General features: G+C 34.0%; 15 protein-coding genes. All 15 read left to right on the forward strand.

Going from position 1 to position 25100, the window contains the following annotated elements:
* Window positions 1-20 precede the first annotated feature (20 nt).
* A complete protein-coding gene (locus tag C1X07_RS21450) occupies window positions 21-1346 on the forward strand; it encodes an NAD(P)-dependent oxidoreductase (protein ID WP_103072093.1) in 1326 nt (441 codons plus the stop codon).
* A gap of 9 nt (window positions 1347-1355) precedes the next feature.
* Window positions 1356-2708: an NAD-dependent dihydropyrimidine dehydrogenase subunit PreA gene (gene preA, locus C1X07_RS21455; protein WP_103072094.1), complete on the forward strand. Its 1353-nt coding sequence runs from the start codon at window positions 1356-1358 to the stop codon at window positions 2706-2708.
* A complete protein-coding gene (locus tag C1X07_RS21460) occupies window positions 2696-4030 on the forward strand; it encodes a NupC/NupG family nucleoside CNT transporter (RefSeq protein WP_103072095.1) in 1335 nt (444 codons plus the stop codon). The genes preA and C1X07_RS21460 overlap by 13 nt, the downstream gene beginning before the upstream one ends.
* A gap of 191 nt (window positions 4031-4221) precedes the next feature.
* Window positions 4222-5391, forward strand: coding sequence for a phosphopentomutase (locus C1X07_RS21465; RefSeq protein ID WP_103072096.1), 1170 nt, complete (start codon window positions 4222-4224; stop codon window positions 5389-5391).
* A 78-nt stretch (window positions 5392-5469) separates the two neighbouring features.
* The gene (locus C1X07_RS21470) at window positions 5470-7062 is read left to right on the forward strand and encodes an NADP-dependent glyceraldehyde-3-phosphate dehydrogenase (RefSeq protein ID WP_103072097.1); all 1593 of its coding nucleotides are present in this window, start codon (window positions 5470-5472) and stop codon (window positions 7060-7062) included.
* A 278-nt stretch (window positions 7063-7340) separates the two neighbouring features.
* The gene (locus C1X07_RS21475; RefSeq protein ID WP_103072098.1) at window positions 7341-10544 is read left to right on the forward strand and encodes a TonB-dependent receptor; all 3204 of its coding nucleotides are present in this window, start codon (window positions 7341-7343) and stop codon (window positions 10542-10544) included.
* 99 nt (window positions 10545-10643) lie between these two features.
* Window positions 10644-11519 carry a nucleoside phosphorylase gene (locus tag C1X07_RS21480; protein WP_103072099.1) on the forward strand — a complete coding sequence of 292 codons (876 nt, stop codon included), beginning with the start codon at window positions 10644-10646 and terminating at the stop codon, window positions 11517-11519.
* Window positions 11512-12378 carry a glycerophosphodiester phosphodiesterase family protein gene (locus C1X07_RS21485; protein WP_103072100.1) on the forward strand — a complete coding sequence of 289 codons (867 nt, stop codon included), beginning with the start codon at window positions 11512-11514 and terminating at the stop codon, window positions 12376-12378. The genes C1X07_RS21480 and C1X07_RS21485 overlap by 8 nt, the downstream gene beginning before the upstream one ends.
* Window positions 12379-12384: 6 nt before the next feature.
* On the forward strand, window positions 12385-13320 hold the full coding sequence (locus C1X07_RS21490) for a glycerophosphodiester phosphodiesterase family protein (protein WP_206604264.1): 936 nt from the start codon (window positions 12385-12387) through the stop codon (window positions 13318-13320).
* A gap of 76 nt (window positions 13321-13396) precedes the next feature.
* The gene (locus C1X07_RS21495) at window positions 13397-14701 is read left to right on the forward strand and encodes an MFS transporter (protein ID WP_103072101.1); all 1305 of its coding nucleotides are present in this window, start codon (window positions 13397-13399) and stop codon (window positions 14699-14701) included.
* Window positions 14702-14804: 103 nt separating this feature from the next.
* Window positions 14805-15833: a UDP-glucose--hexose-1-phosphate uridylyltransferase gene (locus C1X07_RS21500; protein ID WP_206604265.1), complete on the forward strand. Its 1029-nt coding sequence runs from the start codon at window positions 14805-14807 to the stop codon at window positions 15831-15833.
* Window positions 15834-16172: 339 nt separating this feature from the next.
* The gene (locus C1X07_RS21505) at window positions 16173-18512 is read left to right on the forward strand and encodes a TonB-dependent receptor (RefSeq protein WP_103072103.1); all 2340 of its coding nucleotides are present in this window, start codon (window positions 16173-16175) and stop codon (window positions 18510-18512) included.
* A 350-nt stretch (window positions 18513-18862) separates the two neighbouring features.
* Window positions 18863-19966, forward strand: a complete 1104-nt coding sequence (locus tag C1X07_RS21510) for a hypothetical protein (protein WP_103072104.1) — start codon at window positions 18863-18865, stop codon at window positions 19964-19966.
* A gap of 564 nt (window positions 19967-20530) precedes the next feature.
* A complete protein-coding gene (locus C1X07_RS21515; RefSeq protein WP_164914222.1) occupies window positions 20531-23263 on the forward strand; it encodes a hybrid sensor histidine kinase/response regulator transcription factor in 2733 nt (910 codons plus the stop codon).
* A 189-nt stretch (window positions 23264-23452) separates the two neighbouring features.
* Window positions 23453-24964 carry a hypothetical protein gene (locus tag C1X07_RS21520; RefSeq protein WP_103072106.1) on the forward strand — a complete coding sequence of 504 codons (1512 nt, stop codon included), beginning with the start codon at window positions 23453-23455 and terminating at the stop codon, window positions 24962-24964.
* Window positions 24965-25100: the final 136 nt, after the last annotated feature.

Below are 25100 nucleotides of genomic sequence, written 5' to 3' on the forward strand. Positions count from 1 at the left end.
TTAAGACTAAAAGATAAGATATGGGAGAATATAAAAGACCAGTTACAGAAGAGGATTTTGAGAAAAATTTTAAGCTCAAAAAGCCCTTGATGAATGCTACAGAAGTATATTACGAAAGTTCAAGATGCTTATATTGCTATGATGCGCCCTGTATTCAAGCATGTCCTACAGGAATTGATATTCCATTGTTTATAAAACAACTCCAGACTAAAAATACCGAAGGAGCAGCAAAGACAATTTATGACTCTAATTGGTTAGGAAACGCATGTGGAACCGTATGTCCTACAGGAGTGTTGTGCGAAGGGGCTTGTGTATATAATCATCAGGATGTGCCTCCTTTGCAGATAGGGAGATTGCAAAATTATGCCACTACCCAGGTAATTTCGAAAGAGAAACAGTTGTATACTCCTGGAGATGATAATGGAAAGAAAATAGCAATAATTGGTGCAGGACCAGCAGGAATTGCCTGCGCTTGCGAATTGAGGGTATTAGGATATCAAGTAACTGTTTATGAAGCCAAAGAGAAACCTTCGGGATTAACAGTATATGGGATTGCTCCCTATAAAATAACTAATGAAGAGGTATTAGAAGAAATAAATTACCTGCAGAACCAATTAGGATTTGTTGTTAAATACAATTCTCCGATAACCAAAAAAGAACAATTAGAACTCCTTGAAAGAAGCTATGATGCGATTTTTTTGGGAGTGGGATTGGGGAAAACTTCAGTGTTAGGACTACCGGGAGAAGATAAAAAAAATGTTATTGGAGCGGTAGAGTTTATAGAAGAATTACGGATGAAACACCACTTGTTAAAAGTCCCTAATAAAGTGATCGTTATTGGAGGAGGAAATACAGCGATGGATGCAGCCTCTGAAGCCGCTAGAATGGGAGCAGATGAAGTAATATTGGCGTATAGAAGATCTAAAGAAGAAAAAGGAGCCTATACATTCGAGTATGATTTGGCATTAAGTGCCGGAGTAAAAGGTATGTTTAATATAGCTCCGGTAGAAATCACTGGAGAAGAAAGTGCCACGGGAGTAAAATTTAGCAAAACACACGTAGTTAATGGAAAACTTGAAGAAATTGAGGAGAGCGAATTTGTTATCTCTTGCGATTTAGTAATAAAAGCAACTGGTCAGGCAAAGCAAAAATCATTTTTTGATCTCATACCTGATTTAGAGATAGATGCTAAATCTAGAATTATAGTAAAAGAAGATACTAACCAAACCAGTAACCCAAAATATTTTGCAGGGGGTGATGCTATTAATGGAGGAGCAGAAGTAGTAAATGGAGCTTATGACGGAAAACTTGCCGCCAAAGGAATTCATCAATGGTTAACAAAATAAGAAAAAAACATGGCAGATTTATCAGTAAACTTTGCAGGAATAAAAGCACCTAATCCATTTTGGCTGGCGTCGGCACCACCTACAAACTCAGGTTATCAGATTATGAAAGCATTTGAAGCAGGATGGGGAGGTGCTGTATGGAAAACACTAGGAGTACCTGTAATTAATGTATCCAGTCGATATGGAGCAATAAACTACAGAGATACCAGGATGGCTGGTTTTAGTAATATAGAGTTGATTACCGATCGCCCACTGGAAGATAACCTTAGAGAAATGGAAGAGGTTAAAAAATATTTTCCTGATCATGCAGTAATTGCTTCGCTAATGGTAAACTCTAAAGACGAGTGGCATCAGATTATTAAAGATGTAGAAAATGCAGGAGCAGACGGGATAGAGTTAAATTTTGGTTGCCCGCATGGGATGTGTGAACGTGGTATGGGATCAGCAGTAGGACAAGAACCAGCAGTGTTAAAAACCATTGTAGAATGGGTGATGGAAGTCGCTAAAATTCCGGTTATTACTAAGTTGTCTCCGAATATTACACATATTGTAGACCCTGGAGTAGCAGCTGTACAGGGAGGAACAGATGCAATTTCGTTAGTAAATACCTTTAAAAGTATTGTTGGGATTGATCTCGATCAATATGCCCCGTATCCAGTAGTAGATGGAAAAGGATCTAATGGAGGGTATTGTGGTCCAGCCGTAAAACCGATTGCCTTACATATGCTCAAAGACTTGGCTCAGCATGAAGATATTTCAAAAACTCCCTTGTGTGGGATCGGCGGAATAGAAACATGGAGAGATGTGGTAGAGTTTATTTTACTGGGAGCAACTTCTGTACAGGTATGTACTGCAGTGATGCATTATGGTTTTGGAATTGTACGTGAGATGGAAGCTGGCTTAACAAGATTTATGGATGATAGAGGATATAAAACCATCTATGACTTTGCAGGAAAAGCACTCCCTAATGTGACAGAATGGAAAAATCTAAACCTGAAGTATGATGTAAAAGCTACAATAGATGAAGACAAATGTGTTGGTTGTGATTTGTGCTATATTGCTTGTGATGATGGAGCACATCAAGCAATTGCATTACCTGAAGATGGAAGTAGAATCCCTAGTATTATAGAAAAGAATTGTGTCGGTTGTAATCTGTGTTCTCTGGTATGCCCGGTAGAAGATTGTATTACAATGGTACGCAAGGATGAAGGGAAAGAGCATGTAACTTGGCAGGAAAAAACAGAAGCATATGAAATTCCAGTGGCTTTTAATGATGAAAGAGCAGGAGGAAGAGGACATTATGTGCCAAATCCGTTTGAAGCCGTTAAACATTTCAAAGACCAAAAGAAATGGCAGGAATAGCATTGGAGATTATTCCGAGTGGCGGTTTCACGCTAACCTCTTTATATCGAGGAGGGATCGGAATGATATGCTTGATCTTTATCTGCTATATATTTAGTTCTAATAAAAAGGCTATTCGTTGGAAAACGGTAGGCATTGGACTCGCAGCACAATTACTGGTAGCGGTGGGAGTATTAAAGGTTCCTATGGTGCAAAAGGTAGTAGAATTTTTTGGAAGCCTGTTTGTTAAAGTATTGGATTTTACAAGAGTGGGAAGCGAGTTTTTATTAGGAGGCATGATGAGTGTAGAGAATTATGGGTTTATTTTTTTATTTCAAGTATTACCTACGATTATCTTTTTTTCTGCTTTGACCTCGGTATTGTTTTATTTGGGAATTATTCAAATTGTCGTTAAAGGAATGGCTTGGATATTAACCAAACTTCTGGGAATATCAGGAGCAGAAAGCTTATCTGTTGCCGGAAATATTTTTCTGGGGCAAACAGAAGCTCCCTTAATGATAAAAGCATATTTGGAGCAAATGACCCGTTCAGAAATGTTATTAGTAATGATCGGAGGAATGGCTACCGTATCTGGAGGAGTATTAGCTGCATACATTGGTTTTTTAGGAGGTGAAGATCCGGTGTTGCGATTGCAATTTGCTAAGCATTTGCTAACAGCCTCTGTAATGGCTGCTCCGGGAGCCATTGTAGTTTCTAAAATACTATACCCTCAGCAAGAACCTATCGATAATAATATCTCTGTTTCTAAGGAAAAAATAGGAGAAAATATATTAGATGCCATTGCAAATGGAACAACAGAAGGTTTAAAACTAGCAGCAAATGTAGCAGCAATGTTACTGGTGTTTATTGCCTTTATTGCGATGATTAATTTTGGGTTTTCAAAAATAGGACACTACATGGGACTTAACGAAAGTATTGCAATGAATACTCCTTACAAAAGCCTATCCTTAGAATTTTTATTAGGGTATATTTTTGCTCCTGTGATGTGGCTTATTGGAGTAGCAAAAGAAGATGTTGCCCTAATGGGACAACTGGTAGGAATAAAATTGGTAGCTAGCGAGTTTGTAGGATATATACAACTGGCAGAATTGAAAAACCCTGAAAAAACAATTCATTTTATGTATAACAAATCCATTATTATGGCAACATACATGTTATGTGGTTTTGCAAATTTTGCTTCTATCGGAATTCAAATAGGAGGAATAGGTTCTCTGGCACCCAAGCAACGTAAAACACTTTCAGAATTAGGAATGAAAGCATTATTGGGAGGAACTATTGCATCCTTACTTTCTGCAACCATTGCCGGTATGATCATAGGATAGCTTTGTAGAAGATAATTCTTTGAGCTGAACGGTTTCAAAAAAGAGAAAAATAATAATTAGATGAAAACTTGATGTATCGTCAGGTTCAGAGTTGTATTGCTTTAAAATCAAAGTGTAAATGGTAATAGAAATATAATTGAAATACAAACGATCTGAACATGCATGTAAAAAACTAAACACAAAAAAAGTATATGAAAGTAGTAATATTGGTTTTAGATAGTGTAGGTATTGGAGAGCTACCAGACGCACATTTATATAATGATACAGGTAGTAACACTTTAGGAAATATTGTAAAAGCATTACCAGATTTAAAACTTCCGAATATATCCCGATTAGGAATGGGAAATATTGATAAGAATATAGGTTTACGCCCAGATAGTGATCCTTTGGGAGCATATGGCAAAGCTATAGAAATGTCTAAAGGAAAAGATACAACAACCGGACATTGGGAGATAAGCGGTATTGTTTTGGATAAACCATTTCCCACATTCCCCAAAGGATTTTCAAAGGAACTAATTGAAATAATAGAAAGAAAAATAGGGGTTTCTATAATAGGAAATGTTGTAGGTTCAGGAACTAAGATTATAGAAAACTACGGAGAGGAACATCTACAAACTGGAAAACCTATTGTATATACTTCTGCAGACAGTGTTTTTCAGATTGCAATGCATGAAGACGTAATCCCTATTGCCCGACAATATGAAATTTGTGAAGATATCAGATCGCTGCTAAAAGATCCTTATGAGGTAGGTAGAGTTATAGCAAGACCTTTTGTGGGAACTAAAGATAATTTTACTCGAACGGCAAATAGAAAAGATTTTTCGATTAAACCAATCTACAATACGATTCTTGATAATGTAAAAAATGAAGGTAAAGAGGTAGTAGCTATTGGAAAAATTAATGACATTTTTTCTGGTTCCGGGATTACCCAGTGGAAGAAAACAACAGATAACAATCACGGAATACAAGAAACTATCACTTATATAAAACAAGATTTTGATGGATTGATTTTTACTAATCTGATAGATTTTGATATGCATTATGGGCATAGAAGAGATGTAGAGGGATATGGGAAGTGTTTGATGGAGTTTGATCGTCAGTTACCCATGTTAATGAAGGAATTAAAAAGTGAAGATGTCTTAATAATTACAGCAGATCACGGTAATGACCCTACCGCTTCAGGAACAGATCATACCAGAGAGCATATTCCTATTTTGGTATATGGGAAATCTATTAAAAAGGGTGTAAATATTGGTACTAGAGCTTCTTTTGCAGATATAGGAGCGACCATAACAGATATGCTCGACATATCACGCCCAATTCATGGTACCAGTTTTTGGAGAACTATACAAAAAGAATAATATCAAGTACTATAACCAAGCGTGAAAGGCATGAAGAGAACTTGAAAGAAAAACAAAACACAAATAATATTAAAAATCATGAAAACACCATATTTAGAAATTCCTTCAGCTTATAGAATCACAAGTTTATTTAAACAAACTACTTATCTAGTAGGAGGAGAATTAAAGCCCTGGTCGGGGGATACTTTAGATGTATTTTCTTCGATTTCTACAACAGAAACATATCAGCCTACAAAGTTGGGAGTTATTCCACTATTAGGAAAAAAGGAAGCCTTAGAAGCAGTAACTGCTGCTGATGAAGCTTATAATAATGGAAGAGGAACTTGGCCAACCATGAAGGTGTATGATCGCGTAGCGTGTATGGAAAAGTTTGTAGATCAGATGAAAACCAAGAGAAACGAGATTGTAAAATTGTTGATGTGGGAGATAGGAAAAAATTTACCCGACTCAGAAAAGGAATTTGACAGAACAGTAGAATATATCTATGCAACTATTGAGGCATTTAAAGAAATAGATAGGGCTTCTGCAAAGCTGGAAAAACATGCAGGAGTATATGCACATATTAGAAGAGGACCTCTGGGAGTAGTACTATGCTTGGGACCATACAACTACCCCCTGAATGAGACGTTTTCTTTGTTAATTCCTGCATTGATGATGGGGAATACTGTGATTTTTAAGCCAGCAAAATATGGAGTTTTGCTAATTACCCCTCTATTAGAAGCGTTTAGAGATAGTTTTCCTGCAGGAGTGGTTAATATTCTTTTTGGAAGAGGGCGTGTGGTAGCAACTCCAATTATGGAAACAGGAAAAGTGACAGTTCTGGGACTGATAGGTAATAGTACATCTGCTAATGCATTGCAGGATAAGCATCCAAAACAGAATCGTCTCAGGTTGGTATTGGGACTGGAAGCTAAAAATCCTGCTATCATATTGCCTGATGCAGATTTAGATTTGGCAATTGAAGAATGCCTAATAGGAACCTTGTCGTTTAATGGGCAACGTTGTACTGCTTTAAAAATACTGTATGTACATACAGATATTGTAGAAGAGTTTAATAGACGGTTTGTCAGAAGAGTTGATGAATTACGTTTTGGAAACCCATGGGAAGATGGCGTAACACTTACTCCGTTGCCAGAACCCGGAAAACCAGATTATATTCAAGAACTGATTGATGATGCAAAGAAAAAGGGAGCAAGTATTATAAATGCAAGAGGAGGAGAACGCCTGGATAATTTTATTTTTCCAGCGGTCTTATACCCTGTAAATACTCAAATGAGGGTTTTAAAAGAAGAACAATTTGGTCCTGTAATTCCTGTTGTTCCTTTTTCAGATATAGAAACACCTCTACAGCAGATGGCAGCCTCTAATTATGGACAGCAAGTAAGTGTATTTAGTAAGGGTGCAGAGCGTATCGCTCCATTGATAGATGTATTAGTAAATCTGGTTTGTAGAGTTAACCTCAATAGCTCCTGCCAGCGTGGTCCTGATGTATATCCCTTTACAGGAAGAAAGGATTCTGCCTTCAGCACTTTGAGTGTACATGATGCATTACGATCATTCTCAATAAGAACCTTTGTAGCATCAAAAGATAGTGAAGAGAATAAAATTATCTTAAAAAAATTACTAGCTTCAGAAGCATCTAATTTTATGAATACAAATTATGTTTTATAGATAGAAAAAATATTTTAAAACCTTCCTATATTAATTGTATTAAGGTTTTCTTCCTTACCAAAAAAAACGTAAATTACTTGTATGCCGAATGCAAATTGCAAATAGTATAGTAATAAGTTATGTGTATTTTGTTTGTAATAAAATGATATGTAAAAACATGATAGTTTTTATTATAAATGTTAAATTAATGAAGGTTTAGTAAAAAAAATGTCAGAAAAGTGAGTAGTTCTAAATTGGTTAGTCAATTGTATAGTATATAATAACTAAATAATTTAAACATGGTTAGAAAGAATTACCTCTTATTTTTGTTATTTCTCTTTACTTCAGTAGCATTCTATGCACAAGGTGTTACTAGTGGTTCTATTTCGGGAGTTGTATCAGATATTAATGTACAACCTATTGGTGGTGCCAATGTAATAGCAGAACATGTTCCATCAGGGACAAGATATGGAACGATAACGAATTTTGATGGAGAGTTTAGATTTCCTAGTGTTCGTATCGGTGGTCCCTATAAGGTTTCTATAACTTATTTGGGGTTTAAGGATAGTTTTTCAGAGAATATTACAATCTCGCTAGGAGAAACATACTCTTTAAATGTAACATTATATGATGATACTACCCAACTAGAAGATGTTATTGTTACAGCAAATTCTAATTCTATTATAAGTAGTAGTGCAACAGGAGCAACCTCCAAATTTAATTCGGTAATAATAAATCACTTACCTAATTTGGATAGGTCTACAGAGGGTTTTTTAAGACTCACTCCTCAGGCAGGAAGTAATGGGTTTTTAGGACAGTCGAATAAACAGAACTTTGTAACAGTTGATGGAGCATCTTTTAACAATGCTTTTGGTCTGGGAGGAGCAAATCTACTGCCAGGAGGGAACACCAATGCACAACCTATTAGTATCGAAGCCATACAGCAAGTTCAGGTAAGTTTATCTCCTTTTGATGTGAGACAAGCAGGGTTTACCGGTACAGGAATAAATACAGTTACAAAAAGTGGAGAGAATGAGTTTCATGGTTCTGTATATTCTTTTTATAGAAATGAGGGATTGATGGGATATAAGGTAGAAGATGAAGAGATTAATAAAACTAAGGTTTTAAATATTGTGAGTGGAGTAACCATAGGAGGACCAATTATTAAAGACAAGTTGTTCTTTTTTGCGAATTATGAGACTGCCAGAAATACAGCACCTGCCGTTACTACCATTGCCGGAAGAAATGGATTAAGTGGTGATAATGTATCCTCAATTCAGGCGAGTACTCTTGATGCGATTAGTGGACATTTGGTAAATCAATATGGATATAATCCTGGCAGATATGAAGGGTATGATAGAGAAACTGATTCAGACAAATTTTTGATAAAGTTAGATTGGAATATAAATGACCATCATAAAGCATCTATACGATATTCTCAATTACAATCCTCATTGTCTCATGTAGATGTTGGTTTTGGAAATACATCTGTAAATTTTGAAAATTTTGGATGGACTAGAAACCTGGATACATATTCTATTGTAGGAGAATTAAACAGTACACTTAGTGGTAATGTAACCAATAGGTTTTTTATCTCGTACAACGATTTACCAGAATATAGAGAACCACAAGGTGGGCAGGTAGCACCATTTACTATTATAAATGATAATGGGTTGCGCTATACACTTGGAACGCACCCCGCAGCATTAGGAAATCGAGTAAATCAACGCTTTTTGCAAATTCAAAATGACGTATCATGGTTTTTAAATAAAAATAAGATAACAGCTGGGGTTAGTTATGAGCAGATGAATTTTAAGAATGAATTCACTTTGTTTAACAACGGGTTTTATATTTTTAATTCCTTAGATTCTTTTTATAATAATGCTGTAGCTGGAACAGCGATACCTACGGGGACAAGTACTGGAACAGGGCAGCCGGCATTATTTCAATATCGTTACCCATTAGATGAAAGTAAAATTGCAACAGCGACAGAACCTAAATTTTCTCAATTAGGATTTTATGTACAGGATGAGATAGATGTTAATGAAAATTTTAGAGTTACTGCTGGTGTACGTTTAGATGTAACTTCCTTTTTGAATGATCCTGGAGATAATACTACTGTTTCTAGCTTGAGTTTTCAAGACCCGGATGGTAATATAGAACAATATAGTACATCCAAATTGCCTGATTCTAAACTACTGGTATCACCCAGACTTGGTTTTAATTGGAAATTATTAAGTAATAGATTACAAATTAGAGGAGGTACAGGAATATTTACCGGGAGAGTTCCTTTTGTATTTATAGAAAAACAGTTTTCGCAAAATGGTCTGGTAGAAGGAGAACTTATAGAATTAAATTTTGATGGAGCCAATACAAATATTCAAAATTTCCCCTATACCGCAGATGTATCTCAATACAGACCTAGTAGTTCTGCTCCTATTCCTAATTTTACATTAGCGTTGGTAGATCCTGATTTTAAAATGCCTCAAGTTTGGCGTTCTGATGTAGGACTAGACTATAGACTTCCTGGAAACGTAATAGCTTCGGCTGATTTTATTTATAGTAAAGATATTAATGCACCGTATTATAGAAATGTAAATCTGGATCACACAAATCCCGGGGCAGATGCAAATGGGCGATATGTGTTTTCTGATAATAGGATAAATGATAACATAACGGGTGCATATGTATTGGATAATACAAACAAAGGATATGCGTATTCAATTACGGGTAAATTAGAAAAGCAGTTTTCAAATAACTGGTCTGCTTCATTGGCATATAGTTATAATGAAGCAAAAAATGTAAATGATCTTAACAGTTCATTACCAGATAGAGCATATGACCGTAATCCAGTGGTAGGAAATGGAGATCTTGAGGTACTCAGTAATAGCTTATATGGACCTAGACATAACATAATTGGATCTGCATCTTACATAGCAGATTGGGCAGATTGGACTTCAACCACATTTTCACTGTTTTTTAAAGGAACTCAGGATACCCGCTTCTCATACACGTATTCTGGAAGTGATGTAAATGGAGATGGAAGTAATAGAAATGATTTGATTTTTGTACCAGAAAATGCAAACGATATTAATCTGGTTCAGAATGGAGATTTTACACCACAAGAACAATGGCAGGCTTTGGATAGATTTATTGAAAACTCTGATTACTTAAGTTCTGTTAGAGGTCAATTTGCCGAGCGTAATGGTTTAGAATTGCCTACTTATTTTCAAATGGATTTTAAATTATTGCAGGATTTTAATTTAATGATACAGGATAAAGAACATAAACTACAGCTAAGTTGGGATGTTTTTAACCTTACAAATCTATTAAATAACGATTGGGGAATTATTAAAACTCCAAGAACAACAACACCAATTAATGCAGTGTCTGCTACAGAATTTACGGTAAACCCTACCTTACTAAGTGAATCAGAATTTATAAATAATACGTCAGAGCTATCCAGATGGAGAATGCAATTGGGTCTAAAATATAGCTTTTAACAGCATCCTTTATACTGTTTTGTTTATTTGTTTTAACCAAAGAAAAGAGGTGGTTTCCACCTCTTTCAACTACCTTAAATTTTTATAATACTATACGTAATGATATTAGAATCTGAATTAATATTAAATCCAGATGGAAGTATTTTTCATTTACATCTTAAGCCAGAACATGTGGCGGATATTGTCATTCTGGTAGGAGACCCTAGTAGAGTAGATGTTATAGCATCTTTTTTTAGTGAAATAGAATTTAAAATTGCCAATAGAGAATATGTAACGATAACAGGAATCTATAATAAGACGAGGATTACTATAGTCTCTACAGGAGTGGGGATTGGTAATATTGATATTGTAATGAACGAACTTGATGCTTTGGTGAATATTGATTTTGATACCCGAGAGGTGAAAAAAAAGCATAGAAGATTGCAATTCATTCGCATAGGTACTTCAGGAAGTCTTCAGAAAGAAATTCCGGTTAATGCCTTTGTACTTTCAAAAAAATCTATAGGGTTTGATAATTTATTATACTTCTACGCAGACGATGAAAGCGTTATGAATAAAGAGTTTTCGGTAGCTTTTAAATCTCATTTGGGAAAAGATTCATTGTTCTTTTCGCCTTATGTAGTAGATGCTTCAGAAAATCTAATTCAGGTTTTGGAAAGCGATGAGGTACATTCAGGAATAACAATTACCTCACCGGGATTTTACGTACCACAAGGAAGAGAACTACGACTTGATGCAAAACTCAGAAGTATGAACGATAAGCTTTCAAGTTTTCGACATAAGGGATATACGATCAATAATTATGAAATGGAAAGCTCTGCCATTTATGGTTTGTCGAAGATGCTGGGACATGATGCTGTAGCGATTTGTTTAATTATTGCAAACAGATTAAATAAAACAGCAAACAAAAACTATAGAGATAAAGTTAAAGATCTTATCCAGTATGTGTTGCTTAAAATAACAAACGATGCATAGGATATTTTTTTCCCTGTTGTTGATGTTATGTTTTTTAGCAGCTTCTTGTTCAAAAGATAAAAAACAATTACCCAATAAGTTTACTTCTATAATGAAAACCCGAGATGTGTTAAAACCATTACTTATGGTACATAGAGGGCGATTAGGAGATTCTATGCCAGAAAATGCAATTTCATCTTTTGACAAAGTATATGAGTTATCTGATGCGTTACTGATAGAATTTGATGTTCGTATGACCAAAGATAGTGTGCATGTATTGCTGCATGACTCTACATTGGATAGAACAACAACTGGAGAAGGAGTGCTGTCTGAAAAAAAGTATGAAAGCATAAAAGAGCTAAATTTAATTACCAATATAGGGGATACTACAACTAGCCATATTCCTAAATACTCTGAAGCAATACGTTGGTCAAAGAACAAAAATTTTGTATGTATTGATGCAAAACCAGGTTGTGATCTAAAAGAGATCGTTGCACAAATAACAGAATCAGGAATATTGGATAGTAGTATGGTTATTTGTTATAGCATTGCAGATGCTATGAGATATTATGATTTGAGTCCAGATATTATATTGGCAATTGGTTTTAATAGTTGGGATGATTTAAATAAAATTAAAAAGTCAAAGATTCCTTTTCAAAATCTGGTGGCCTTAACTCCTCATTCTTTACAAGACGAAAGGTTTTATAAAGAAATCAGAAAACTCCAAATTCCAATGATATATGGAACTTTTGGCACTTTGGATCTTAAAGAGTTAGATCTAGTAAAAGATATTTATAGACAACATGCTCTACGGTTTAATGTTTTGACTACTGATCGTGCAGGAGAGGTTTTCACTCTTTTATCAAAAAAACAAAATTAGAAGCATATGAAAAGTATAGTGTATTTATTGCTCTCACTATTTCTTATCGGTTCTTGTAAGAAAGAAGCTAAAAAAGATGTTCAACCTCTTAAAGAAAGATTAAAAAATATTGAAGATTTAATTATAGAACTAGATGATTCGAGATCAGATAAAATAATGGTAATAGCGCATCGAGGAGATTGGCGTAATGCACCAGAAAATTCTTTACGAGCTATTAAAAACTGCATAGATATGGGTGTAGATATGGTAGAGTTGGATGTTAGAAAAACTCAAGATAATCAATTGATAGTAATGCATGATGCTACATTGGATAGAACGACAACCGGACACGGAAAAATTTCAGAAACCACTTTGGATTCTATTAAAAAGCTAGTCCTCAAAAATGGATTAGGATCGCCTACCTCTCATAAAGTGCCTACGTTAAAAGAAGCACTAAATCTTGCAAAAGGAAAGATATTAATCAATTTGGATAAATGCTATGATTATTTTGAAGATGTATATCAGGTTTTAAAAGAAACCAATACAGAGAACCAGGTTATATTAAAAGGATTTAATAAAACGGTTAATGAGGTACAGAATGACTTAGGAAGCAAGCTAGATACTATCATTTTTATGCCAGTAATCAATTTGGATAAAGAAACAAATGCCACACAAGTAATAGAAGAGTATCAAGATCAAATAAATCCAGTGGCAGTCGAACTGGTATTTTCAAAAGAAAATTCTAAGGTGTTATATGATTTTGATAAAATTAAACAAAAAGGAGCTCGTATTTGGGTAAATTCTCTTTGGGGATCACTTAATGCGGGTTATGAGGATGATAAAGCAACAAACGATATAGAAGGGATTTATGGATGGTATGTAAAAAAAGGAGTGAATATGATCCAGACAGATCGCCCTGAGTTGTTACTAAAGTATTTAAGAAGCAAAAAACTTCATAATTAGTAAGCTTTATATAGTTATTTGAATTAGCTAGAAAGACGCAGTTATATTACTGCGTTTTTCTTTAAACGAAATAAAAATGTTAGATTCTTTTAAAAAATTACCAGCCAGAGAAGTAATTGCAACGCCAGAAAACCAAAAAAGTATTTATAAAATATTAAAGTGGCAGGTATTTATGTCGGCTACAATAGGGTATGGATTGTATTATGTATGCAGATTAAGTTTAAATGTAGTTAAAAAACCTATCGTTGATAGTGGTTTTTTGACCGAATCTCAATTAGGACTTATCGGATCTGCTTTATTTTTTTCTTACGCTCTGGGAAAGTTTGTCAACGGTTTCTTGGCAGACTATAGTAATATAAAGCGATTTATGTCTACCGGCTTATTGATTTCCTCATTAATAAACTTAATGTTAGGTTTTGTAGATGGGTTTTTATTTTTTGCTATTTGTTGGGGAATTAATGGTTGGGTTCAATCTATGGGAGCTCCTTCTAGTGTAGTATCTCTATCTCGATGGTTTAAAGATAAAGAACGAGGAAGTTTTTATGGATTTTGGAGTACCAGTCATAATATTGGAGAAGCTTTAACTTATATCTTAACAGCTGTTGTAGCTTCCTATTTTGGGTGGCAGTGGGGTTTTAAGATAGCTGGGATTATAGGGATTGTTGGCGCTATTATTATTGCCGTTTTTTTTCATGACTCTCCAGAAAGTAAAGGATTACCTACTGTTAGTAAAGAAGAGAGTATGTTAAAATTAGCTACCCGAGATCAACAATTAGCGGTTTTAAAGAACCCATATATATGGATCTTAGCATTATCAAGTGCTTTTATGTACATTTCGAGATATGCAGTAAATAGTTGGGGACCATATTATTTTGAAACAGCCAAAGGGTATAGTTTAACACAAGCAAATACCCTAATTTCTATTAGTGCTATTTGTGGGATATTAGGGACAGCGTTTTCTGGATTTATTTCGGATCGATTTTTTCATGGAAAGCGAAATATCCCTGTAGCCTGCTTTGGTCTTATGAACATTACATCCCTATCTCTTTTTTTATTAGGACCAAAAGATATGTGGCTATTAGATGCAATTAGCATGGTTCTTTTTGGATTAGCAATAGGAGCCTTGATATGCTACCTAGGAGGCTTAATGGCAGTGGATTTAGCGTCAAAAGAAGCCTCTGGAGCAGCGTTGGGTATTGTAGGGATTATGAGTTATGCAGCAGCAGGAATACAGGATATCACCAGTGGTATTTTGATAGAAAATAATAAAACAGTGATTGCCGGAGAAATTATTTATGATTTTAGTTCTATAACTATATTTTGGATCGCATCTGCGGTGATTTCTATGTTGTTGGCATTATTAGTCTGGAAAAAAGTATAGATATAGTCTATATACTGCTAAATAGAAATAAGAATTAGAGGTCATTTTAGCAAATTTCTTTAAAAAACTAAGCGTAAACTATAATTGATTTTCTCGCATGATTATGAAAGATATAATAAGACATACTCACATTAGAAAAAACATACTTACCGGCGCTCAGGTACTGGTGTCCCCTCATCGTACAAAACGCCCTTGGCAAGGAAAGACAGAAACGATAACAAAAGAAGAAAAGGTAGGCTATGATAAAAAATGTTATTTGTGTCCAGGGAATAGTAGAATCAATAAAGATAAAAATCCTTTGTACACAGACACTTTTGTGTTTACTAATGATTTCGGAGCATTAACACCAGATTCGTCTTCAAAAAAGTATAAAAAAGGACTATTTGAAGCCAATCAAGAGAGAGGGATTTGCAAAGTAATTTGTTTCTCTCCCAATCACTCTCTGACACTATCGCAATTGCCAGTTGAAGCTATAGAAAAGGTCATTACTACCTGGCAATCAGAATATGAAAACTTATCAGAGATTTCTTATATAAATTCGATCCAGATATTCGAAAACAAGGGTGAGATTATGGGGTGTAGTAACCCTCATCCTCATGGACAGATATGGGCTCAGGAATCGATACCTAATGAGATCTTAAAAAAAACAGCCAATTTTTCACAACATTTTAGAAAGCACAAAAATACTTTGCTAGAGGCATATTTAACTCAAGAACAACAAGAGCAAGAACGGATAGTATATGAGAATGATCATTTTATTGTAGTAGTTCCTTTTTGGGCTGTTTGGCCTTTCGAGACTATGATTATTCCAAAAAGAGGAAAAGAGAATATAATGTTAATGAGTAAAGGTGAAATCTCCTCTTTTGCTAAAGCTATTCAAACGATTACTTCTGTTTATGATCAATTGTTTGGAGTCCAGTTCCCGTATTCTTCTGGGATTCATCAGGCACCTGTAACTGGGAAATCATTTATGGGATGGCATTGGCACATGATTTTTTATCCTCCACTTTTGCGATCGGCTTCCGTTAAAAAATTTATGGTTGGTTATGAGATGTTTGCAATGGCTCAGCGGGATTTTACAGCCGAAACAGCTGCAATACAATTACGCGAATTAGTGAATAAACAGAAATAGAAAATTAATTGGTTACATATCATGCTTAATGTATAGAGTTAAAATACTATACAAGTGAATTAGAAGTAAGTGCTTTTATATTATAAATGACCTGAAGGTTTTAAAACTATATTCAAAGAAAAATGATGTTGTTTTAATGAGTTATTGACCGTTAAAAATGAAAAAATGAAATGGTTTTAAAGTAATTGATAAACAAAACAGATTGAGAATCTAAACTTTAGCTTAAAATAGAAAAGCAGCCCTCATTTTTCTTAATTAGACATGTGAATTATTTGAGAGAATTAGTTTACTTTCGCACGATTATTTTTATTTAATCTAAATTAATTCAGCATAGTCGGCATGAAAAAACTAATTACGATAATGACACTTTTATTTGCGTCTTTAGCAATGAATGGTCAGAAAAGCAGCATAAAAGGTAAAGTTGTTTCACAACAAAATGAGCCTATTCCTAATGTAAATGTGATGATTGAGCATACAAACATTGGAGTAATATCAAATTCTAAAGGAGAGTTTACAATTAGAACAGTTAAAAAAGGAGAACAAACCCTTAAAATATCTTCAATTGGTTATATCTCTGAAAATATTACTGTTACGATCAGAGAGAACCAGGCTATAGATCTTTCCGTAATTGTACTACAAGAAAATAATGAAGTTCTTGATAAAATTGTTTTGGAAGGGCATAAAAACAAATACGTAGTTAGAGAACCATCCAGGTCATTACGTTTAAATACTGAAATTGAGAAGTTACCTCAGAATATTCAGGTGATTAGCAATGAATTATTGGTAGATCAGCAGATTACCAGTATTATGGATGGAGTGACAAGAAATGTAAGTGGTGTATCCATGATAGAACACTGGGGGCATTTTGCGCGTATTAATATGAGGGGATTCAGATTACCTGCCTTCAGAAATGGAATTAATATTTCTGACTCATGGGGTCCATTATCAGAAGATATGAGTATGGTAGAACGGATAGAATTCGTAAAAGGACCTTCTGGTTTTATGATGGCTGCAGGAGAACCTGGAGGGTTTTATAACGTAGTTACCAAAAAACCAACAGCTACTTCAATTAAAGAAGTATCATTTATGATTGGTAGTTTTGATACCTATAGAGCAACCCTGGATTTGGGCGGAAAACTAACAAAGGATGGTAAACTCCTGTTTAGGCTAAATGGTTTGTATCAAACCTCAGATACTCACAGAGGAAATGAAGATGCAGAGCGCTATGGTTTTTCTCCTTCTCTTACTTATAATTTTTCAGAAAAAACTTCTATTACTACCGAGCTTAATTTTCAAAAAGCAGAGTCTTACATTGGTACTGCCTACGTTTTTGCACCAGTAAAAGATGGATTTGCGAGCTTGGACAGAGATTTTAAATTTACAGACACTAATTATCCTGCCTCAGATATAAGTGAAGTTACCTTTTTTACAAATTTTAAGCATCAATTGTCTGATAATTGGACTTTTGAAACACAGTTTGGGCTATTACGATACGGGCAAGAAGGAAACTCTACATGGCTAGCCAGTCCTCCTACAGATCAGGGAGATGCAGTACGATATGTTAGTATATGGGATGCATTATCCATTGGGAAGTATTTTCAATCATATCTTTATGGAAAATTCAATACAGGAGGTATTAGCCATAATGTTTTGGGAGGATTTGATTTTACAGACAAAAAATATTGGGCGGATTTTTACGACTCAGGTGTTATAGATGTGGATCAACCATTTAATATTTATAACCCAGTTTATGGTAATACAGAACTACCAGAATTTGATCGTTCCTCTAATGTAAGAAACAGAAGAGCAGGAGAACCTTATAATGCATCAATAATCAGAGCTTTGTATGTACAGGATGAGATAGGGTTTTTAGAAGACAAGATAAGGCTTACCCTTGCAGGAAGATATACAAATCTATCATCACAAGGAAAAAGTGAAAATGATACTAAGTTTACGCCTAGATTAGGCTTAAGTGTAGATGTTTTACCTTCATTAACGGCATATGCATTGTACGATCAATCCTTTTTAGCAAATTTTGGTGTTAGTGCTACAGGAGAAAGTTTTGATCCAGAAGAGGCAAATGATATAGAAGGGGGTATAAAGAAATCATTCTTTAATAACAAGTTAAAAGCATCATTAGGAGCTTTTATCATAACCAAAGAAAATGTATTAGTATCTGATCCAGACAATCCAGATTTTTCTATTCAATTAGGAGAAATACAATCAAAAGGTATTGAATTTGATTTGCAAGGTAAAATTACACCCGAGTTAAACGTTACTTTGAATTATGCCAATACCAATGTAGAAATAACTGAGGATTCTAACCCAGAGAATATTGGAATAAAAGTGGCAGGTCACGCGAAGCATATGACCAATGGATGGGTTAATTATAACTTTGCAAATACTTCTGTTTTAAAAGGATTTGGAGCATCGTTAGGGTATCAGTATCAAGTAGAGCGATCATCTTGGGCGTGGGATGCTGATAACCAATCAGATTTACCAGACTATTTCAGATTAGATGGAGCACTTTCATGGAGAAATAAAAAGATGTCAGTGCAGCTTAATGTAAATAATATTTTGGATGAGTATCTATATTCTGGGGCGAATTATGGTTCTTATATATATTGGCAATCAGAACCAGGTATAAACGGACGAGTTACCGTTGTTTATAGGTTTTAGAAAATATTCTTTTTAAAAAGATACGAGTCTCCAGGGTAAGAATCCTGGAGACTTTTTTATTTATAACAGATGCCGTTTTTTTGGCAAGAGGGGCTAGTCACGCCCTATAACACTATAATTCCTTCTTTTTTTGAGATATAAGAACTAAATGAAATATAAGTGTACTATAAAATAATAAAGCTGGTAGGGTAACAAAGTACGTTTTTATGACTCGTAGTTATGAATCGATTCATAAAAGCGAAAACCGAAAAGCTATAATAGAGTAGGTTGATTAGATTTAATTTAATTGCATCCTATTATTAAATAAACCGATGCAATAATTCATTTACACTTTTAAAACTAACATTATTATGAAAAAATTAATTGTATTAATAGTACTTCTTGGCACTTTGGTTGGCTGCCAGCACGAACAGGGAATATCAAACATGGATTTGGAGCAAAATGAAAACTCTCAAAAAGATCTAGGTTCAATTTTATTAGAAGACCAAGTATTTTATTCAGCTTATAGTGAGTCTTTGGAAAAACTAAATACTAAAAAGGAACAATTTGTACAGCAAATTGACTTAAAAAACTTAAAATATAAAGATGGATTAGTGGTAATCAAAAACGCTGAAGAATTTCGACCTATTTATGAGCAAACTGCTAAAGTAGATAGCTTATGGCAAAAAACTTATGTAGATGAGGTCTATGTTTTAGTCGAAATTGCTTCTAATATTACAGAACTGGTAGAACAAGTAAAAGATGAAGATGAAATCTCTTTTTATATACAAGACCTATTGGAAAGAGATAAAGTTGGGTTTTATGATTTGCAAAAAAACGTTGCACAGAGAATGCCTATAAAAACCTTATGGGCTAAAGTAAGAAATGAAAGTAATGAATGGCTAGCAAGCCTTGGTGAAAAACCAAATTGGGAAGAGAATCCTGATGACCGCTATCCTGCAGATATCTATGCCAGGCTTTTTCTAAATGAAGAGAATAAGATTAATATTATGGGTGAAGTGAGAACTTTTGATACTCAAAAGGCAATATCAGAAGTATCTGAAAAAACACAAGGTGCTGGATGTAGAACTTTTTGGATGACTACAGAATATACAGATAATACAGGAGAGCCTACCTGTTTAAGAATGAGATGTTATGTAAATAATTTCTGGATTTGGAAAAGTTACGGGGTAAACGCAAAAGGTTGGATCTGGTCAGGTGGTCGCTGGAGAGAATGGGGTTTTAATAAATTTTTGACGCAAGGAGGAAACATTGTTACACATAGACTAAATCTTACAGATCAGTGTGATCCAAGGTTTTCAAGAAACGTCAATTGGTCTAGAAGAAGTACAGCCGTAGAATTTAGTATTTCTAATACTTTATGGGGACCTAGTGTGTATTTGGGGGCTTGTAGAGGTAGTTTTAGCGGAGTTGTTTCTGGACGTGGTAGAGCACAAGCAGCAATAATGAATTAATTTTATTGCTATAAATTTAAAGTGCAATAAAGTAGCATTGAAACTTTTGTCAAGTGATTTGTGATAAACTCAATCTAATTTTAGGATAATGTTTCAATGCTATTTTATTGTGTTTTTGTCTGTAACCTAATAAATAAAAGCTAAGGTTCATCTCCTTACTACTACATTATATCTTTGCTCTGAAGAGGCGCAAAAATTTTGCTACTATTTTCTTGTTTTAATATTGAGAAAGAAAGAGGCATTTCGTTACACTTTTATTCTTTATGTAACATTCTTGAAACATTCTTTTAAAATTTGTTGTTTTAACGTTGAAATATTCTGTTAATACACTAGATAATTCTTTGATTATATAATTAAGGAAATTGAAAATTTGGATAACTTTAATGGTATAAAAATGAAGAGCATATAGAGGAGTTTTTTGAATGTAGGTATAAATATTCATTGTTTCTTAGCTATGTGATTTATTGTTATGTTTAATTTTTTATATTCTTAATTAGTTTTGCTTTTTTTAGAATGAGATTATTTCATTTCTGTCTATTCATATCCTTTTCTTGTACAATCAACATGAATAGTCAGAATGTTGTAAACGGCAGTATTGAGTATAATGGAGAGAACTCAATCAAATTGGAAGGTTACTGGAAGTTTTATTGGAAAAAAATGTACAGTGATGACAAAAAAATAATATCCAGTACTTTAGATACTTTAGTTTTTTGCCCAGATATCTGGAATAATTTCAAAATTAAAACTGCAAAACTACCTTCGTATGGATATGCTACATTCTCGATTCAAATCTTAAGTAATAAAAATTATAGGAGTGTTGCTCTTGAAGTTCCAGAATTTTATAATGCATATAATCTATATTTAGAAGAAGAACTAATTGCCAAAAATGGTAAGGTAGGCAAGTCTAAACAAAGCTCAGAATTGCAATGGAAACCACTTACGGCTATTATCAATTTAAAAAAAGGAGCAAACCTATTAGTTATAGAAGTATCAAATTTTAGTCATGTAAAAGGAGGTTTTCATTCTGATGTTATTTTGGGGACTCAAAAGTATTTAATGAAAAAACGAGAATCTGAAGTGATGCAAACGATGTTTTTAGTAGGAAGTCTTTTTATCATCGGAATATTCTCTTTAGGCATGTATCTTTTCTGGAAACAAGATGTAGTAATACTGTATTACTCTCTGTTTGCTATAAGTTTTTCTCTTAGGCTATCAAATACAGGACTTTATTTGTTTAATGATTTTTTTGGTTTTTTATCTGGTTTAGCGATTGCCAAGATTGAATATCTATCATTTTACTTCACATGCTTGTTTCTTACTTTGTATTTTGGAAAAATGGTAAAAGGTAAATATTTCCAAAAACCTCAAAAAGTCATAGTTCTAATAACATTACTAGTCATAGTCATTACATTAGTATGCCCTCTGATTATCTATTCTAGACTAATAACTCCTTATGTTTATTTTACATTTATACCTATGGGGTATGGATTAATTATAGTTTTTAAAACATTCGTCAGAAAACCTAAAGATTCTATAATTATCAGTTTTGCATTTCTATTAATAATCTTAGGAATGATATGGGCAGCACTAATGTTTTTGGAAAGGGTACCAAAAATTAATTTTGTGGATAACACTTTGTTTTTTGCAGCATTTGTAATGATGTCATTTGTTCTGGCGCAACACTTTGGTAGAGCATATAGTACTATAGCGAAGTTGCAGAATGAGACTGAAAAACAAAAAAAGGCAATTGAAGAGCTAAATGCTACTCAGTCTAGATGGTTTATTAATATGGCACATGAATTACGTACACCTTTGACTTTAATTTTAGGTCCTATTGATCAATTTTTAACAAAGAACAAAAACCAATCAATATCTGTTAATAATATCACGCTGGCACAAAAATATAGTAATCACCTCCTTCACTTGGTAAATGAGATCTTAGATATTTCAAAAATGGAAACAAATACTTTTCATATACAAAAAACAAATGTGGTACTTGTTTCTTTGATTAAAGAGACGATAATACAATTCGAAACTTCCAGCATTCAAAAAAAAATAGTATTAGATGTAAAAATTAGTGAAAAAACCATCTTTAATATTGATAAGAGAGGTATTCGTAAAATTATTATCAATCTAATTTCTAATGCATTGAAATTCACAAATTCTGAAGATAAGATTACGGTTCTTGTAGAAACAGCAATAAAAAAAGGGGTAAATATATCAGTTATAGATACAGGTTTGGGGATAAAACCCGAAGATTTACCTTATGTTTTTGATAGATATTACCAAGGAAATCATCAGAAAACGGTACAACATGGTGGTATGGGTATTGGATTATCTCTGTCAATGGAACTAGCGAAACTTCATGGAGGGAATCTCTTTGCAAAAAGTCAGTTAGGAGAAGGCTCTATTTTTACATTATGGCTTCCCGAAAGCTTAATTGTCCATGGTGTTCCCTCCGACAGTTTTTCTCTTTGCAATTCAGTACGCCCTATTTCCTTACCTGAGAATTTGAATGTTGACAGCTCAGAAACTAAAATAATTGATAAAAACATTCCTACAATTTTAGTTGTTGAAGATAACGTTGACCTTAGGACGTACATAGGTAGTATTGTTTTAGAGAGTTATAATATTGTAGAAGCAACCGATGGTGTAGAAGCTCTTGAATACTTGAATGATCACTCTCTTCCAAGCCTAATTATTTCTGATATTATGATGCCAAGAATGGATGGGCTTCAACTTCTCGAACAAATAAAATCTCAACCCAAAACAGAATATATTCCTATTGTTATGCTTACCGCGATTGTAACTTATGAAGACAAGCTTAAAGCGTTGACGATTGGGGTAGATGATTATTTGACCAAACCTTTTGAAACACAAGAACTATTGGCTCGTATAAGGTATATTCTTAAAAACCAAAAAGAGCGTAAGAAATGGACACCTCAACTTCTGGAAAATGAAAAAGAGATCATATCTGCAGATAAAAGGTTTTTAGGTCTCGCAGAAGAAATAGTAGTTAAGGCAATTTCTAACCATCAATATAGCGTACAAGATATGGCTATAGAACTCAATATAAGCCAACGACAACTGTATAGAAAAATAAAGGCTACCTCTGGATTATCTCCTTTACAATTCATACGAGAAATCAGATTGCAAAGAGCTCGTGTTTTATTTGAAAATAATGCGATGGAAACAATAGCAGAGGTAATGTATTCTGTAGGTTTTCAACAAAGCAATTATTTTGCCAGAGTGTATAAAAAACGTTTTGGGAAACTACCATCAGAGTATTTAATCTAAAGTCGTTTTTTCATATAAAAAATTTAATAAATCTTACTAAAGGTAATCCTGTATAGGTGTAACATTTTGTTTTGTAGTCGATTATTGTTTTTGATTGTCTATAATGGACTCTATTTTGGCAGGATTCTTTCCTTGGTATGAATGTACCTTTAACTATTGAAAAACACAAAAAACTTAAAACCTATTATTATGAAAACTAATGATTTTACGCTTTTAAAAGCATTGACTAATAGTACGAGAAAACAAGAAGGGGATTGTATTTCGAAAAGGGACAACGGTACGGCTTTTTTATTAAATTCTAATCTTTCATTGAAAAAGAAAGGAATTATATGTTTGATACTCGTTATAGGAGTCTTTTTACAATCTACTTTTGGGCAGAGCCCTCTTATTAAAAAGGAAAAATATACTAATATTTCGAATCCTTTTATTACTGACTATTCAACAAGAGATTATGAGGCAGCTATAATTGGATTTAGAGCTCTTAATGGTGATATTCAAGAAAAAGGTACAGGTAATATAATACAGGTGTACATGTTCAAAATTGTGGATAAATGGGCAATTAAAGCTGATTTTAGATCACATGGAGATCATGAGATCTGGGAGGTTGATGTAATGTTTGTATCCAAAGGACTATTTGATGAAACTGGAAATGTAGGGATAGGAACCACAACCCCATCTGAAAAACTAGAGATTAAAGGAACTAATGCAGTAGTAAAAATAGACGGACGTGGCGATGCAATAAATTCTAGGGAAGGAAAATTAAAGATATCAGGAGCCAGAGATGCCGATGGTAATAGCTTTGGTGCGATTCAGTTTTATAATTATGATAACAGAGGAAGTAAAACGGACTTCAATGCTGGAGGAATGAGGGCAATCAAAGATACACCTAATGGCTCTAGATTAGCTTTTCTTACAGCTTTTGATGGCATCGCTACCGAACATATGACTATAAATACTTCTGGTAGCATTGGGATAGGAACTTCATCTCCTGGAGCCAAGCTTGATGTAGTAGGAATTGGGCATTTTAGTGAATCTATAGGTATCGGAACAAAAACTCCAACCGAAAGAATGGAGATTAAAGGAACCAATGCAGCACTAAAAATTGATGGTCGAAATGATACAAATGTAGATGGGATAGGAACTTTAAAGATAGCGGGAGCCAGAAATATTGATGGAAATAGTTTTGGAGAGATTCAGTTTTATAATTTTGAAAATCAGGGAAGTGCAACAGAGTTTTATGCAGGAGGGATCCAAGCTATTAAAAATACAGATAGCGGATCCAGGTTGTCCTTTGTAACAGCCAAAACGGGTATAGCAACCGAGCGTATGACCATTGATGCAATGGGTAATGTAGGTGTAGGAACAGCTAGGCCGAGTGAAAAACTACAGGTGGAAGGAACCGTAAAAGCAACTTCATTTATAAGTTCGGCTGCTAGTTTTCCAGATTATGTATTCAAAAAAGGCTATACTATTATGTCACTATCAGAACTTTCTGAATATATCTCTAAAAATCATCACTTGCCCAATATGCCAACCGAAAAAGAAGTGGTGAAAAATGGACTTGAAATCCCTAATGTGGTGATAAAATCGGTAGAGAACATCGAAATAATCTATTTACATCTAATTCAACTTAAAAAAGAATTGCAAGAACTGAAAAAAGAAAATTCTGAATTACAACAGCGGTTAAAGGTGAAAAAATAAAAGTTAAAAGGAGATTAACCCTCTCTTATGCTATGTTTTAGTGTAAACTTCGATTACAGAATAAAGGATAGCTTAAAGTGTAACAGGGCTATGAGAGATTTGTACAATGAAAATATCCATAAGCTCATTTTTTAAC

Source organism: Aquimarina sediminis (assembly GCF_002895435.1).
In the GTDB taxonomy this organism is placed as follows: Bacteria; Bacteroidota; Bacteroidia; order Flavobacteriales; family Flavobacteriaceae; genus Aquimarina; species Aquimarina sediminis.